The organism is Marinospirillum insulare DSM 21763 (assembly GCF_000686905.1).
Taxonomy (GTDB): Bacteria; Pseudomonadota; Gammaproteobacteria; order Pseudomonadales; family Halomonadaceae; genus Marinospirillum; species Marinospirillum insulare.
Map to the genome: position 1 here is coordinate 1 of NZ_JMLW01000015.1, position 15,017 is coordinate 15,017.

General features: G+C 44.1%; 15 protein-coding genes and 1 pseudogene. 10 read left to right on the forward strand and 6 right to left on the reverse strand.

Annotated features, from left to right (window positions below; genetic code table 11):
• Positions 1 to 340 (forward strand): IS30 family transposase (locus BP27_RS17120; protein ID WP_160169827.1); only part of this gene is annotated, 340 nt, incomplete at its 5' end.
• A 113-nt stretch (positions 341 to 453) separates the two neighbouring features.
• Here BP27_RS17120 and BP27_RS17555 read toward each other — a convergent pair.
• The 4 genes and pseudogenes from BP27_RS17555 to BP27_RS0107405 form a co-directional block, all read right to left on the reverse strand.
• Positions 454 to 1,245, reverse strand: a pseudogene (locus BP27_RS17555) (c-type cytochrome); the annotation flags it as partial.
• 11 nt (positions 1,246 to 1,256) lie between these two features.
• A complete protein-coding gene (locus BP27_RS0107395) occupies positions 1,257 to 1,898 on the reverse strand; it encodes a c-type cytochrome (protein ID WP_027851004.1) in 642 nt (213 codons plus the stop codon).
• A 94-nt stretch (positions 1,899 to 1,992) separates the two neighbouring features.
• The gene (locus BP27_RS0107400) at positions 1,993 to 2,643 is read right to left on the reverse strand and encodes a response regulator transcription factor (RefSeq protein WP_036239751.1); all 651 of its coding nucleotides are present in this window, start codon (positions 2,641 to 2,643) and stop codon (positions 1,993 to 1,995) included.
• 2 nt (positions 2,644 to 2,645) lie between these two features.
• Positions 2,646 to 4,406, reverse strand: coding sequence for a sensor histidine kinase (locus tag BP27_RS0107405; protein ID WP_027851006.1), 1,761 nt, complete (start codon positions 4,404 to 4,406; stop codon positions 2,646 to 2,648).
• A 236-nt stretch (positions 4,407 to 4,642) separates the two neighbouring features.
• Here BP27_RS0107405 and BP27_RS0107410 point away from each other — a divergent pair, with 236 nt between their 5' ends.
• The gene (locus BP27_RS0107410; protein WP_027851007.1) at positions 4,643 to 5,770 is read left to right on the forward strand and encodes an RNA-guided endonuclease TnpB family protein; all 1,128 of its coding nucleotides are present in this window, start codon (positions 4,643 to 4,645) and stop codon (positions 5,768 to 5,770) included.
• Positions 5,771 to 5,891: 121 nt separating this feature from the next.
• Here BP27_RS0107410 and BP27_RS0107415 read toward each other — a convergent pair whose 3' ends face one another.
• Positions 5,892 to 7,238: a sodium-dependent transporter gene (locus BP27_RS0107415; RefSeq protein WP_027851008.1), complete on the reverse strand. Its 1,347-nt coding sequence runs from the start codon at positions 7,236 to 7,238 to the stop codon at positions 5,892 to 5,894.
• 201 nt (positions 7,239 to 7,439) lie between these two features.
• Between BP27_RS0107415 and argH the strand changes: the two genes are divergently transcribed.
• Genes argH through BP27_RS0107440 form a run of 5 tightly spaced genes read left to right on the forward strand, consistent with a single transcriptional unit; the run spans position 7,440 to position 11,782 of the window.
• Positions 7,440 to 8,873 carry an argininosuccinate lyase gene (gene argH, locus BP27_RS0107420; RefSeq protein WP_027851009.1) on the forward strand — a complete coding sequence of 478 codons (1,434 nt, stop codon included), beginning with the start codon at positions 7,440 to 7,442 and terminating at the stop codon, positions 8,871 to 8,873.
• A gap of 1 nt (position 8,874) precedes the next feature.
• On the forward strand, positions 8,875 to 8,994 hold the full coding sequence (gene lptM / locus BP27_RS16960) for an LPS translocon maturation chaperone LptM (protein ID WP_084324540.1): 120 nt from the start codon (positions 8,875 to 8,877) through the stop codon (positions 8,992 to 8,994).
• Between the two features lie 2 nt (positions 8,995 to 8,996).
• Positions 8,997 to 10,247, forward strand: a complete 1,251-nt coding sequence (gene lysA / locus BP27_RS0107430) for a diaminopimelate decarboxylase (RefSeq protein WP_027851010.1) — start codon at positions 8,997 to 8,999, stop codon at positions 10,245 to 10,247.
• A 12-nt stretch (positions 10,248 to 10,259) separates the two neighbouring features.
• The gene (gene dapF / locus BP27_RS0107435) at positions 10,260 to 11,090 is read left to right on the forward strand and encodes a diaminopimelate epimerase (protein ID WP_027851011.1); all 831 of its coding nucleotides are present in this window, start codon (positions 10,260 to 10,262) and stop codon (positions 11,088 to 11,090) included.
• Positions 11,087 to 11,782, forward strand: a complete 696-nt coding sequence (locus tag BP27_RS0107440) for a DUF484 family protein (protein ID WP_027851012.1) — start codon at positions 11,087 to 11,089, stop codon at positions 11,780 to 11,782. Before dapF ends, BP27_RS0107440 begins: the two co-directional genes overlap by 4 nt.
• Here the strand turns inward: BP27_RS0107440 and yihA are convergent.
• Entirely contained in the window at positions 11,742 to 12,464 is a 723-nt protein-coding gene (yihA, locus tag BP27_RS0107445; RefSeq protein WP_084324541.1) for a ribosome biogenesis GTP-binding protein YihA/YsxC, read from the reverse strand. The genes BP27_RS0107440 and yihA overlap by 41 nt on opposite strands.
• Positions 12,465 to 12,653: 189 nt before the next feature.
• On the opposite strand from yihA, the gene BP27_RS0107450 reads away from it, so the two are divergent.
• From BP27_RS0107450 to BP27_RS0107460, 3 genes are all read left to right on the forward strand, one after another.
• Entirely contained in the window at positions 12,654 to 13,259 is a 606-nt protein-coding gene (locus BP27_RS0107450; RefSeq protein WP_342665795.1) for a c-type cytochrome, read from the forward strand.
• A 72-nt stretch (positions 13,260 to 13,331) separates the two neighbouring features.
• A complete protein-coding gene (locus BP27_RS0107455) occupies positions 13,332 to 13,946 on the forward strand; it encodes a thiol:disulfide interchange protein DsbA/DsbL (protein WP_027851015.1) in 615 nt (204 codons plus the stop codon).
• Between the two features lie 115 nt (positions 13,947 to 14,061).
• On the forward strand, positions 14,062 to 15,009 hold the full coding sequence (locus BP27_RS0107460; RefSeq protein WP_150112028.1) for a hypothetical protein: 948 nt from the start codon (positions 14,062 to 14,064) through the stop codon (positions 15,007 to 15,009).
• Positions 15,010 to 15,017 lie beyond the last annotated feature (8 nt).

A 15,017-nucleotide genomic window follows, 5' to 3' on the forward strand; every position in this document is an offset into this window, starting at 1 on the left:
TATCGAGTTGTTAACACCCTTTGCTTCTGTTGGTTTAGTACATACTCTAACGGCAGATAATGGTAAAGAGTTTGCTGAGCATCAAGCCATTGCAAAAGCACTGAATTGTGACTTTTACTTTGCAGACCCTTATGCTTCTTGGCAACGTGGATTGAATGAAAATACAAATGGCTTAATACGTCAATACTGCCCCAAAGGTTCATGCTTTAAGCACTTAGATGATGAGCATTTTGAATTCATTATGCATCGTTTAAATAACCGACCTAGGAAAACACTTGGAATGAAAACACCAAATGAAGTATTGTTTGAAGAATTACAGGCTGTTGCACTAGCAAGTTGAATCCAAGAGCCGTAATAAGTGTGTTTATGAAAAGTATCTAAGTACTTAGCACGGGTTTCTTTTAAGTCGCCAGTAAAGCGTGGGTCATGAGGACGCTCTTGGCTATCAATGTATTCGGCTAAATCCCAAGACTCTTGCACACTCATAGTTAGTGGCTGACCTAAGGGCATATTGTTGCGAACAAACCCTGCCAAGGTGTGCAAGCGTGAGATACCTGCACCCCAGTTGTAAGATAAATCACCCCAAACCGCTGGGAAGTGTGCCTTACCATCTACTCGCATACCGCTACCGTCATCTGAGTGACAAATAGCGCAGTTATCTGCGTAGAGTTTTTCACCGCGCTTATAAGAAGGTGCTTTAGGTGCATCTTCTATTGGGTAGCCTCTACCGTAGAAGTTTTTACGTTCAAAGGTAGGTAAGCCTTTAGCTAACCACTGGTGATAGGCAGTTAAAGCAATCATGTCATCACTACCATAGGCGGGTGGTTTACCGTTCATAGAGAAGGCAAAACAACCTGCAATACGCTCTTCTAGATTATTAACGTGTTGGTTTTTACCACGGAAGTTGGGCATGGCTATAACCGCGCGCCAAACTGGAGCAGCAAAAGGTAAGCGACCTTCACCCATGTGGCAGCTTTTACAAGTCATATCATTGAATACATTTTTACCACGCAACTGCTGGGTATTCATAAACAAATCATAACCACGGCGAATAGTGCGTTTTAGCTCTGGATGTAAATCTGCATCTTCTAAGTCAGCCATGGTGGGTGGCACATGCACTACCTGACCTTCTTTCGCTTCAGGCAAATTAATTGGAAAACGCAATTCCTGTTTAGCCAAAGCACTGGCACTAAAGCTAATAGCTAAAACTAAGCTAGCTAAAAGAGCAGTAATTTTAATTTTCATAACAAGGCTCCTTATTGTGCAGGCTGAGTAGACAACCAAGCTGCAACAGCTTTTATGTCGTAGTCATTCATACGCTCAGCTATGGCTAACATTAGGTGTTGCGGATCATTGTCACGCTCACCTTTTTGCCAAGCAACTAACTGGCTTTCTATATAACCAGCATGCTGGCCTGCAATACCTGGAAAGTGTTCTCCCGCACCTTGGTTACCTGGACCATGGCAAGTACTACAAGGCACTATATACCTATCCCAGTCGCCTGCTGTTGCCAGCTTTTCACCATAAGCTAACAGCTCGGCATCTGCACCACCATGAGCGCCTTCGCCTGCTGGTAGTTGGCTATAGTAAACAGCTAGGTCTTTTTTCTGTTGGTCATCTAGCATGGTTGCAAAAGGCATCATGCTGGCATTAACACGCGTACCGTTTTTAAACTCTTTAAGCTGCTTATAAATATAATCAGCATTCATTCCAGCAAGGCGTGGCCAAGATTCACCGCCCGGGATATTCATGCCATTACCATCGGCTTGGTGACAAGCCATACAAATAGCAGAATTTGCTTGTCCACGCTCGGCATCACCATCGAGCGCAAATACTGGCAGGCTAAAAAGTAATCCTAGCAGTAGTGCACTGAACTTTTTTGTGTATTTGCTTTCCATAAGCTTCCCCTCATTATTATTTGACTCACTTTAGCAGTCACGAATAGCTTACTTATTTTGTGGTCTTGCTGATACTAGGCAATCACCCAGCCAACTAAAGGTTTTCCTTAGTTGACTCAAAAGCCAGTGGCAAACCTAACAATAAGGCAGCATGTACTAGCTCTGCTAAAGACTCAACCTGCATTTTTTGCATTAAGTTATAGCGATGTACATCAACTGTTTTAGGGCTAATGTTTAGGTTGTCAGCAATTTTCTTAGCCTGCTTACCACGAATTAGCTGTAGCATTACTTGTTTTTCACGCTCGGTTAATTCACTTAAACGCTGTTTAAAGCTTTCTAAAAGCTGTTGTTTTTCTATCGCTTGTCTATGTACTTCTATGGCAGCTTGTAAACTGTCTAATAGCTGTTGGTCATTAAAAGGTTTTTCAAAAAAGTCGGCAGCTCCTAATTTCATAGCTCTAACCGCCATGGTTACATCAGCATGACCACTCATTAAAATACTGGGTATAAGTAGCTGTTGTTGTTTCAATGCTTCAAGTAAGTCTAAGCCGCTGGTCAAGGGCATGCGTACATCCATTAACAAACAGCCAGGTTGCTGATCTAAAGGCAAGTTGAATAAATCTTGCCCGCTAGCAACAACTCGTGTTTCTAGGCCAACGGTTTGTAGTAACCACTGCAAAGATTCAACTACCTGCGCTTCATCATCTAAAAGCCATACAACTGCTGGCAATTTTGCTTTATTCATATCTAACTCACTAAGGGCCATTCTAGGCGAGCACACACCCCACCCGCAGAGTGTGGGAGTAGCTCAAGCTTAGCACCTTGAGCAGCTGCCAAGCTGCGACTAAGACTCAACCCCAAACCCATTCCTTGTTTACGTGTGGTGAAAAATGGTTCAAAAATTCGCTGGCTTGCTTCTAAACTTAAGCCTTCTCCTTGGTCAATCACATTAAACACTAAATATTTGGATGCTGGGCTTTCACTAACATAAACATCTATTTTTTTTCCTGAGTTAGCCTGCATAGCATCTAGAGCATTACTGATTAGGTTGATAAAGATTTGTAGAAACTCGACTCGATTAACACTTATTAAGGGCGTTTTTTCTGGTAGATGAAGTCTAAGCTCAACCTCTTCTTGTTTTAATCTAGCCTCCATAAATAACCTCACCTCTTGCAATAGTTCTTGTGGCTCTAGCTGCTCTAACCCACGATCGCCCTTGCGTAAAAAGGCTCGCAAATTACGAATAATGTCTGCGGCTCGTTTGCCTTGAATAGTAATTTTTTGGGTGACAGCCAATAAGCTTTCTTGCTGTGGAAATGTTTGGGTATTTAATGTTTGCAATAAACGCTGGCTACCCTGTGCATAATTAACAATCGCTGTAAGGGGTTGGTTTAACTCATGCGCCAAGCCTGCTGCTAACTCTCCCATGACAGCAAAGCGCGAGAGATGCGCCAGCTCTTGTTGTTTTTCTTGGGTCGTTTGCATGGCTGTTTCTAAGGCTTGGCTACGTTTACGAACCAAGTAACCTACTCGAATATGATGCGCAAACAATAAAATCAGCAACCCTGAACCCAGCATTAAAAGGTAGCGGTAGCGATAAATTACGTTTAACAGGGGGTTGTGCGGAAAGGCTTCAAAAGGTCCAAGGCGTAGTCGTTCAAATAAATTATAAACAGGCTGATAAGAAAGAGGAGCAGCCCATTGAGCTGGCTGATCCTCTCTAGACTTGAGTAATGCTTGCAATACTTTGGAGGCTTCAGCGGCAGTCGGTTTGCCAGTGCTTAAAAATGGCCAGTCTGGGTAGAGCTGACTTGAAGTAAGGCAGGGGTAACCTGAATGCTGTCGTTCACCAATGACACGATAATCAGCAAGGTTAATTCGCCCCTCTACTGCTAACACTTCTGCCAAGCAACTTCGCACAATAATAGCATCCACCTTACCGCTAGCTAGCTGGTCAAATAACTGCTCCATAGGAAAGCCAGTTAGCTGCCATTTTACAAAATCTTTTTTTGGGTCTAAGCCTTCTTGCGCCAACTCATCCCAAATAAGCTGAAAGCCACCAAAGGCATCAAAGGTTACCGCACCTAATTTTAATCCCCGTAAATCTTGCCATGTCTGTATCGTTTGATTTTCTACAGGCACAAGTAGAACAGAACCAACGGCCTGTTGAGCCAGTTCAAAGAAGGGGTTATTTAGTGTTGCTAAGGGTGCTAACTGAAAGGTTTGGCTAAGTTGAACGTAATGCCCAGGATTGGTAATGACATAGTCGAGCTTTTGTTCTGCCAAAGCATCAGCAATGCCTTCTAAGCTTAACTGATGCAACTCTATTTGCTTGTCTGGAAACTGCTGCTTAAGTGCAGCCAGGGTTGGTTCCCAACTACTAGCTGCTTTTGCTTCATCTCGCCAATCTAAGATACCTAGCGTAATTACTGGGTTAGCAAAGGTTGGCAGGCTTGCACTTGCTAGTAGGTAAAAGCAAATTAAACTACCTAGGCTTCTACCTAACATGCTTTGCCCTTATTTAGCTAATTGTGGGTAATTCACCACCTAGAATCTTTGATTTAGCTGGTGATCTAAGTACAGCGCCCTAGCTAGGGCGCTCTTGTTTTTCGATGTAATGCCTTGTATCCATTGTTGCACCGCCCGTTGTAAGCTCATGGTCCACACTAATGTTGGATGAATGCTAAAATAACACTTATATTTAACTGACCGTGCAAACCCTAGACTTATAGACGTAGAGTGTCATGCTAAAAGCCTATAAATACCGCCTTTATCCAAACCGTGAACAGCGAGTGTTGATTGAAAAACACTTTGGCTGCACACGCTTTGTTTATAATTGGGCGCTAGGCTTACAGAATGATTATTACAAAGCAAATGGCAAATCATTATCTCGTGGTGCTATTCAAAGCCAGCTAGTGGCTATGAAAAAAACAGCCGACTACGAGTGGCTAAAGGAAGTGAATAGTCAGTCGCTATTAAATGCCTTGCTTAACGTCCACACGGCTTTTACCAACTTCTTTAAAGCCCGTGCTAAATTCCCACGCTTTAAATCCAAAAAAATACCCCAGCGAAGCTACCAGTGCCCTCAGCATTGCACGGTTAACTTTGAGCAAGGCCTTATCAATTTACCCAAGCTAAAGGGCATTAAAGCAGTCTTTAGCCGTGAGTTTGTTGGCAAAATTAAAACCGTGACGGTTAGCAAAACAGCCACAGGTCAGTATTACGCTAGTCTGCTGGTAGATAATAAAGAAACCTTGCCAACACCGACCACCATTGAGCCTAGCTTAACCCTGGGCATTGATTTAGGTATCAATCACCTGCTGAACTTTTCAGATGGTAGCAAGGTTGATAACCCAAGGCACTTAGCCAAGGCCAGTCAACGGCTTGCCATACAGCAAAAAATCTTTGCTCGTAAGCAAGCGGCCAGTAAAGGCTACCAAAAACAAAAGCGCGTTGTTGCCCGTATTCACGAAAAGGTACGCAACAGCCGCCTTGATTTACAGCATAAAATCACCCATCGTCTGATTCATGAAAACCAAGCAACCAGCTATGCATTGGAAGATTTGGCTGTAAAAAACATGGTAAAGAACCGTAAACTTGCCAAGTCCATCAGTGACGTAGGATGGGGGCAATTTGTTACCCTGCTGACCTACAAAGCGAGCTGGTATGGCAAAAACATTCTTAAAGTAAACCGGTTCTTTGCCAGCAGTAAAGTTTGCTCGCATTGTCAGCACAAGCTGGACAAGTTGCCTTTGTCGGAACGTGATTGGACGTGTCTTCGTTGTTACACACACCATGACCGTGACCTCAATGCCAGCATCAATATACGCCAACAGGCGTTAGCTGATCTAGCAGGGCTTGCTAGTGTATAAAGAGTTCCTCTAGGCCAAAACTCATCAGCGTGAGTGGCCTAGCGAAAGGTGACAGCTCTAAGTTGTCATGGGTCGCAAAGATTCCCCCATCAAAGCCTAAAGGCTTGATGGTGGGAGTAAGTCAAAGGTTAGTGAAGAACACCACTAAAACTGCAGCGGGTGCCAAAAAGCGCGTAATCAAGTTCCATAAGCTAAAGTCATAAACATCTAGACCCAGCTCATCACGAACGCTTTCCTTATCTAAATGCCAAGCTACAAACACAATACCGCCTAAACCTGTTAAGGGCAGCATAAACTTACTGGTGACTTGATCGAGCAGATCGAAGATGTTCAAGCCAAAAACCAAGAAATCACCCAGCAAATTAAATGACAAGAGCGCCAGCAAACCTAAAGCCCAAGCCGCCACACCCGAAACAAGCGTAGATTTAACACGATTTAAAGGGGTACGTTCTTCAACAAACTCAACCACTGGCTCTAATAAAGAAATAGCTGAAGTGATGGCTGCAAAGGTTAGCAAAATAAAGAAGGCGACACCTACAAACCAACCACCCGTTATATTGCCGAACGCCAAAGGTAGGGTTACAAAAATAAGACCAGGACCTGAGCTAAGGTCTAAACCTTCTGCAAAAACGATAGGGAAAATTGCCATACCCGCAGCAAGGGCAATAACCGTATCCATAATAACAACGGTACGTGCTGTTTGGAGCAGGTTAATGCTTTGCCCCATGTAAGAACCGTAGGCCATCATAATGCCCATACCTAAAGACAGGGTAAAGAATGCATGCCCTAAGGCTGCTAGCACTACTTCGCCCGTTAGTTGTGACCAGTCTGGGCTAAACATAAAGCTTAGAGCCTGACCAAAACCACTGGTGGTTGCACCATAAATGACCAAGAGTAAAAGCAGCGCAGCCAAAGCAGGCATAAGAACCGTAGCGGCCCCTTCTAAACCCTTAGTTACTCCACGGGCCACTATACCAATGGTTATAAGCATAAATAAGCTATGCCAAACCAGTAATGTAGCAGGGCTAGCTAACAAACCACCAAAAATAGCGCCTATGCCATCTGCGTCTTGGCCTGCAAAGTTACTAACTACCGCATCTTTAATATAAGAAAGCGACCAGCCACCAATAACGCTATAAAAAGAAAGAATTAAAAAGGCGCCCAGCACACCACTAATACCAACAAGCACCCAAGCTTTACTTGCCTTATTTTTTTCTGCCAAATCACGCATGGTATTAACTGGGTTTTTTTGGCCTCGACGACCTAACAACCACTCGCTGACCAAAATAGGTAAGCCAATTAAAAAGATACAGGCCAAGTAAACCAGCACAAAAGCTGCGCCGCCACTTTCTCCGACCATATAAGGGAACTTCCAAATGTTGCCCAAACCTACTGCTGAGCCGGTAGCGGCCAGCACAAAGCCCATACGGGATGACCACTGGGCATGTACTTTGGTTGATGCGTTCATAAATTTACCTTAAATCGGATGTTTATATTTATTGCTTACCAAACAGGGCGTTAGAATATAGCCTTGAGCAATTTGCAGCAAACCTAAGTTAAGAGCATTTTAGCCAGCCCAAGATGGCGACTTTTCTTCTAAGCCTCTGTTAAACTGAGTCAATTCTTTTTTATTATTTATTACATAATCGCTTTTGGAGCCAAATATCCCATGACGCAGCAAAGCGCCCCTACCACTGAAACCAACCCAGCCACTACTACCGAAAAACCTTGGGGTGGTCGTTTTAGCGAACCTACTGATGCCTTTGTAGAGGGTTTTACTGCCTCGGTAACCTTTGACAAGCGCCTTTACCACCATGATATTCAAGGCTCTATTGCTCATGCCACCATGTTAACCCGTGTTGGTGTGCTAACAGAGGCTGAGCTAAAAGATATAACTACAGGCTTAGAGGCCATTCGCCAAGAAATAGAAAGTGGCAACTTTCAATGGTCAGTTAGCTTAGAAGATGTGCATATGAACATTGAAGCCGCTTTGACTGAACGCATAGGCATTACGGGCAAAAAGCTGCACACAGGCCGCTCACGTAATGATCAAGTAGCCACCGATGTACGCCTATATTTGCGTGATGAAATTGATGTATTAGCGGCTGAGTTATCTCGCTTACAAACGGGTTTAATTACCCTAGCTGCTGCAGAAGCTAACACCATTATGCCAGGCTTTACTCATTTACAAACTGCCCAACCAGTTACTTTTGGCCATCACCTACTGGCTTGGAATGAAATGCTGCAGCGTGATTACGAGCGCCTAATGGACACACGTAAAAGGGTGAATGTTCTACCCTTAGGTGCTGCTGCTTTAGCAGGAACAACCTACCCTATTAACCGTAACTTAACGGCTGAATTGCTTGGTTTTGATCGAGCTTCAGAAAACTCCTTAGACTCAGTTTCTGATCGCGATTTTGCTATTGAGTTTTGTAGTTTCTCTAGTCTGCTACTTATGCACCTATCGCGTATGAGTGAAGAGTTAGTGCTTTGGACTAGCTCACAGTTTGATTTTATTAACCTGCCCGACCGCTTTTGTACTGGCAGCTCCATTATGCCGCAAAAGAAAAACCCTGATGTGCCCGAGCTAGTACGCGGCAAAAGTGGCCGAGTTTATGGTCATCTAATCAGCTTGCTAACCCTAATGAAGTCTCAGCCTTTGGCCTACAACAAAGATAACCAAGAAGACAAAGAACCTTTGTTTGATACGATTGATACGGTAAAAGGTTGTTTACGCGCCTTTGCCGATATGATTCCAGCCATAGAACCACGTCGCGAAATAATGCGTGAAGCAGCGCGTCGTGGCTTTGCTACTGCTACCGACCTAGCTGACTACCTCGTCCGTAAAGGCTTACCCTTCCGTGATGCGCACGAAGTTGTGGGTAAATCAGTGGCTTTTGGTGTAGCTGAAAACCGTGATTTAGCAGAAATGACTTTAGAAGAGCTGCAGCAATTCTCTAGCATTATTACTGCCGATGTATTTGATGTATTAACCCTAGAAGGCTCAGTTGCCGCTAGAGATCACTTAGGTGGCACTGCACCCGCCCAGGTTACTGCAGCAGCAAAACGCGCTTTAGCCTTAGTTACTCAGCGTGATCAGTAAAATGCTTAAATACTTTTTGCTCGGCTTGCTGCTACTACTAATCGTTGGCTGTGGTCAAAAAGGCGATTTATACCTGCCTAAACCAGAAGCCCAACTAACCATGAATACAAGAGCTTTATAACTATGGATTTTTTTACTTACCGTGAAAACCAGCTCTATGCTGAAGACCTGCCTGTTAAGCAGCTAGCAGAAGAGTTTGGTACACCACTTTATGTTTATTCTCGCGCCAGCCTTGAGCAGCGTTACCAAGCCTATGCAGAACCTCTAGCTGGCCGCCCACATTTAATTTGTTATGCCGTTAAAGCTAACGCCAACCTAGGCGTACTCAATGTATTGGCACGTTTAGGCTCAGGCTTTGATATTGTTTCTGCAGGTGAGCTAGAGCGTGTTTTAGCAGCCGGCGGCGACCCTGCCCGAGTTGTTTTTTCAGGCGTTGGCAAACAAACCGAAGAAATTCGTCGTGCCCTGACTGTAGGTATCAAATGCTTTAATGTTGAATCCATTGCCGAGCTAGAGCGCATAGAAGCGGTTGCAGAAGAAATGGGGCAGGTCGCTCCTATTTCCATTCGTGTAAACCCAGATGTAGACCCTAAAACCCATCCCTATATTTCAACTGGGTTAAAGGCCAACAAGTTTGGTATTGCCTTCGACCTAGCCAGAGAGGTTTATCAACAAGCGGCTAGCCTACAGCACATTAAAATCATTGGTGTAGACTGCCATATTGGCTCGCAAATTACCCAGCTATCACCCTTCCTAGATGCCTTAGATCGTATTCTTCTTTTAGTAGACCAGTTAAAAGAAGATGGCATTGAAATTCACCACCTAGATTTAGGCGGTGGTTTAGGTGTGCGCTACCAAGATGAAACACCACCCACTCCTGCTGAATACGTTGCAGCACTTTTAGAGCGGTTAGGCGATCGTGAGTTCGAATTAATTTTTGAGCCAGGTCGTGCCATTGCCGCTAATGCGGGTATTTTATTAACACAAGTGGAATACCTAAAAGAAGGTGAAGAGAAAAACTTTGCCATAGTCGATGCCGCCATGAACGACCTGCTGCGCCCAGCACTTTATGACGCTTGGCAAGGCATTATTCCAGCTTCAATAAAAGAAGACGGCTCAAATAAAGCTTGGGATATTGTTGGCCCAGTCTGTGAAACAGGTGACTTCTTAGGTAAAGACAGAGAGCTTAACCTAACAGCCGGTGATCTTTTAGCCGTAACCTCAGCCGGTGCTTATGGTTTTGCTATGGCCTCTAACTACAACAGCCGTAACCGACCCGCCGAAGTGATTGTTGATGGCGCAGAAGCCCACTTAGCCCGCCAACGAGAAACCTACGAGCAGCAAATGGCTGGTGAGCAGTGCTTGCCTAAATAATGAGTTAAGAAAATGCTAGTTCACTTCACCAAAATGCACGGTCTAGGTAATGACTTTATGGTGGTAGATCAAATCTCCCAAAAAGTCAGGCTGCGTTCTGAGCATGTGCGTCGTCTATCCGACCGTAATCTTGGTGTGGGTTTTGACCAATTATTAATAGTTGATCCGCCTTCCGATCCTGAGTTTGATTTTTGTTATCGAATTTTTAATGCCGATGGTACAGAAGAAAAAAACTCAGGTAATGGCGCCCGCTGCTTTGCTGTTTTTGTACATGAAAAAAAATTAACCTGTAAAAAAACACTTAAAGTAGAAACTGCAGGCGGCCCACTACTGGTCACTTTAAATGATAATGGGCAGGTTACCGTGGATATGGGTAAACCTAATTTAGACCCGCCCAGCCTACCCTTTAATGTTGAAACCCAAGCGATTAGCTACCCTCTTAAACTGGCAGAACAGCAGCTAGACATAGGCGCTGTTTCGATTGGTAACCCGCATGTAATCACCCGAGTAGATGACGTTATTAATACGGCGGTTGACAGACTAGGTGCAGAGATAGAAAACCACCCCTGTTTTCCTAACCGAGTTAACGCAGGTTTTTTACAGGTACTTTCTCGTACTCAGGGTAGGCTCAGAGTTTATGAGCGAGGTATAGGTGAAATCCTTGCTTCTGGCACAGGTGCCTCAGCTGCTATGGTGTATGGTCGATTGCAGGGTTGGTTTGATTCCCGTGTTGAAATTCAACTACCCGGTGGTCGGCTACAAATTGAATGGTCAGGAGAAGGGCATTCAGTCAAATTAACGGGTCCAGTACAACGTGTTTTTGAAGGACAGATTTTCTTATGAGCTTGGTAACATCTAATCCAAATAAACAGCTCCCCTCAACGCAAGAGCTAAGCGCTGAACAGGTAGCTAACTGGTTAAGTAATAATAGCGACTTTTTCATTGGTCGAGAAAGTATCTTGGCCAAGATGCAGCTAGAACATGACTGCGGCGAGTCAACAGAATCCCTTCTGCTTTACCAGTTAAAATTATTGCGCCAAGAGTTAAACCAGCATAAACAAAACCATGAACAGCTATTAAACAATGCAAGAGACAATGAAAAACGCTTAAAACGCATTGAGCGGTTATTGGTTAAGTTATTAGAAGCAGAAAATACCGAAGAGCTGATTACTCTGCTTAATGAAGAGCTAGAGCAAAATTTTAACCTGCCCTTTTTAAGGGTTTGGAGCCATAGCAGCCTAGAGCAGCTACCTAGAGCAACTGAAGATCAGCAAGAAAAACAGCTGGCTTTACTAGACAATAAGTCATCGGTTAGTTTGCAGCTAACTAGCTCCGTGGCCGCACTCTTAGGCTTAGATGAACTACAAGAAGGCTCAGCAATTATTTGTAGACTAAGTCATTCAAACCACTTGGGCTTGCTAGTTATTGCTCACCCTTCTAGCAAGCACTTTCGCCAGCAAGACACCTTATTTATTGAATACCTTGGCGCCATACTTAGCTCTCTTTTGCATCGTCATCAGCCAAAGAGTCATTAGACTGAGCATAAACACCTAGTTCAAACCACTGATCTAGCTTATCCCAAGCGTCAGCTGTGCCATTGCTTTTTAAAGATGAAAATAGCTGAACGCTTAGGTTGCCAGTTATTTTATTTAATTCATTACGTACCATTTGTAGCTGGTTAGCTGCAGGCCCACGCTTCAATTTATCTGCTTTGGTTAATAAAATATGGACTGGCAGGTCACGACTGGTAGCAACATCGATAAGCTGTAAATCAAAGTCTGTGAGTGGATGACGCACATCCATCATAATAACCACGCCTCTCAAGCACTGGCGCTGAGTTATATAGTCACCTAAATGTTGCCCCCAATCTCGACGCAAGGCATCAGGAACTTTGGCATAACCATAACCGGGCAGGTCAACTAACCGCCTCTGCTCATCTAAACTAAAGAAATTAATGAGCTGAGTTCGCCCAGGGGTTTTACTGGTTCTAGCTAAACGGGCCGATGTAAGGCAGTTAAGCGCACTTGATTTGCCTGCGTTAGAGCGCCCAGCAAAAGCAACTTCCCAGCCTTCATCTAAAGGACAATGAGCTAAAGTTGGCGCACTTAGTGAAAAACTGGCAGCATTATAATGCTTAGGCTGCTGTACCTTCACTTGCTGTGAAGCAGGCTCATAAATAATTTTCTTAAAAGGCTTCTTTTTCTTAACCTGACGCATGGATAGGGGTCATCTACAAGAAATTAAACAAAAGGGATAGGCTAGTGGCATTCCAGTTAGCTTAAGCCTTAGCTATAATGCGGTAACTAATAAGTTTAATAGTTTATCACTCACCGTCCGTAGGCGCGATGCTAGTGCCAGTTAACGGACAAATGATTTTAAAGACTAGCAAAAGACGAGACCCAACCGATGATGAAAAAATTACTGTTAAGCCTAACCCTAGCTGCTGGTGTTGCAGGTATGGCGAACGCACAAAGTGTTGAAGAAAAAACAGCCACCTGTACAGCTTGCCACGGTGGAGAGGGTATTAGCATGGTACCCAACTGGCCTAACTTAGCAGGCCAAGGCAGCAACTACTTATACAAACAAATTATTGATATTCGTGACGGTCGTCGTGATATTCCTGAAATGATCGGCATGGTTGACCATTTTACCGATGAAGATGTACGTGAAATTGCTAATTTTTACGCCAGCAAACCAGCTAACCTTGGACAAGCAGACCCAGCTTTAGCAGAAAAAGGCCGTAACCTGTACCGTGCGGGTGATATGGCTAAAGGTATTCCTGCTTGTACAGCTTGTCACCTACCTAATGGCGGAGGTAATAAGCCTGCAGCCTTCCCAGCAGTTTCAGGTCAGCACCCTACTTACACAGTTAACCAGCTAACAGCCTTCCGCGCTGGTGAGCGAGACAATGACCCTAACTCTATGATGCGTTTAATTGCAGAGAAAATGTCAGATGCAGAAATGGAAGCAGTTGCCTCTTATATGTATGGACTACACGGCACCAACCGTTAATAGCTATTAAGTAATTTTTTAAACAACTAGAAAGGGGTGTCTACACCCCTTTCTATTTTGGAGCTTTTACCTATGAAGGCCACACTGCGTAACCTACTATTTATTACTCTTAGCCTAGTTTCATTTGGCGTATTTGCTCAAGGCTATACCAGCTTAAAAGATCAAGCGCCCTTACAGGTTAGCGCTGACAAAATTGAGGTAACCTCAGTATTCTCTTACACCTGCCCCTATTGCTACCAATTAGAACCCCTTATACAAACTTGGATAGCCAAGCAAAAATCTGATATTGAACTAGTGCACCTTCCCGCCGCCTTCAATAAACAATGGGAACACCTAGCTAGAGCTTATTACATTATGGATGCTTTAGACTTAAGCGACCAAGCACACATGGGGCTTTTTAATGCAATTCACCAAGAAAATGCTAACCTTGGCAGCCAAAAAGCTTTAGGTAAGTTTTTTGAGCGTTATGGCGCCGAAAGTAAGCAGGTTACTCAGCTTTATGCCAGCTTTGGTGTAGAAAGCCGCTTACGTCAAGACCTCGCTCGCCTTAGAGCCTATCGCATTACTGGCGTACCAGCTTTAGTTATTGATGGTCGCTACGTTATTGATGGTCAATCGGCTGGCAGCCTGGCCAATATGCTCAAGGTCGCAGATGAACTCATTGCTGAACTTCGTGAATCTCGCTAAGAGCGCTACAAATAACTGCAAAGTTATGTTGCGTGTTACAGGTTGAAACGGACAAGCCCATTCAAAACATCTATCATGTGTACCTACTTTCTACTAGATACACAGTGGTTTTGCTGTGAATATGCCAGACGATAATTATGGAATAGACTCTCTACCCTCGGGTAATAGAGCAAAAGATCAGGAAACTTGGGCTGCGAATGAGAAAACCAACTCTGAAGAAGCCAAGGAAAGTCGTGCTGCCCGAGAAAAAGAGCGTATTCTCTGGGAAGAAGAAGAACGTCAGAAAAAAATTAAAGAAAGGGAAGAAGCTGAAAAGCAACGCCTAGAATCAGAAAGACGGGCGCTTTATGCTGAGCTAGAAAGCCTAGACTATGATTTACTCGCGCTCTTAGACTTCCCAACAGACCATGAGCTTTATGCCGCCAAACGTGCCAGGACTTTGTGGTTTATAGCCTTAGGGTCAGCACTCTTTCTGTTCCTAGCCAGTCTTCTAAGTTTAACCAGCCCTTGGGTTGGTGGTATAGCAGGTGGCATTGCCTTTGTACTATGGCTAACCCACGGTGCAGGCATGATGAGCTATTTCCCCTCGCTTAATCGCTATCCAGCTTTGGTCACTCAGCGCAAACGCTTAAAGCGTGATCTTATAGAATACATTCGTAACCTAGAAGGTCGTTTAGGTTACATGCACCGCATTTACCCTCTAGTAGAATACAACCCCCGCCTAGGCTCTAGAAAATTTAAGCGCTTAGCTTTAATGTCTAAAGAACACACCCTGCTAGCTAATTTGCGCACTTTACAAGATACACGCGCCTACCATGAGTATATGGTCGAGGCTTTGCGTGGCTATCAAGAAATGTTGCAGCAAGAAAAAGAAGACAAGTTTGTTGAATCTATGGATTTTGACCCAGATCTGCTAGAAGAAAATGCCAAGCAAGAAAATAGCTCTGAGCAAACCTCTGAAAAAGCTGAGTCAGATACGGAAGCAACAAATGAAGCAGGAGAAGAGTCTACAGAGGACTCTTCTGCTAACCAAGATCCCAGTTTGTTTCCACCAAAAAACTAAATTCGTTA

Bases quoted from the DNA above. Each gene is read 5' to 3' on its own strand.
- BP27_RS0107395 (WP_027851004.1), bottom strand. From the start codon at position 1,898: ATGGAAAGCAAATACACAAAAAAGTTCAGTGCACTACTGCTAGGATTA.
- BP27_RS0107400 (WP_036239751.1), bottom strand. From the start codon at position 2,643: ATGAATAAAGCAAAATTGCCAGCAGTTGTATGGCTTTTAGATGATGAA.
- BP27_RS0107405 (WP_027851006.1), bottom strand. From the start codon at position 4,406: ATGTTAGGTAGAAGCCTAGGTAGTTTAATTTGCTTTTACCTACTAGCA.
- BP27_RS0107410 (WP_027851007.1), top strand. From the start codon at position 4,643: ATGCTAAAAGCCTATAAATACCGCCTTTATCCAAACCGTGAACAGCGA.
- BP27_RS0107415 (WP_027851008.1), bottom strand. From the start codon at position 7,238: ATGAACGCATCAACCAAAGTACATGCCCAGTGGTCATCCCGTATGGGC.
- argH (WP_027851009.1), top strand. From the start codon at position 7,440: ATGACGCAGCAAAGCGCCCCTACCACTGAAACCAACCCAGCCACTACT.
- lptM (WP_084324540.1), top strand. From the start codon at position 8,875: ATGCTTAAATACTTTTTGCTCGGCTTGCTGCTACTACTAATCGTTGGC.
- lysA (WP_027851010.1), top strand. From the start codon at position 8,997: ATGGATTTTTTTACTTACCGTGAAAACCAGCTCTATGCTGAAGACCTG.
- dapF (WP_027851011.1), top strand. From the start codon at position 10,260: ATGCTAGTTCACTTCACCAAAATGCACGGTCTAGGTAATGACTTTATG.
- BP27_RS0107440 (WP_027851012.1), top strand. From the start codon at position 11,087: ATGAGCTTGGTAACATCTAATCCAAATAAACAGCTCCCCTCAACGCAA.
- yihA (WP_084324541.1), bottom strand. From the start codon at position 12,464: ATGCGTCAGGTTAAGAAAAAGAAGCCTTTTAAGAAAATTATTTATGAG.
- BP27_RS0107450 (WP_342665795.1), top strand. From the start codon at position 12,654: ATGATGAAAAAATTACTGTTAAGCCTAACCCTAGCTGCTGGTGTTGCA.
- BP27_RS0107455 (WP_027851015.1), top strand. From the start codon at position 13,332: ATGAAGGCCACACTGCGTAACCTACTATTTATTACTCTTAGCCTAGTT.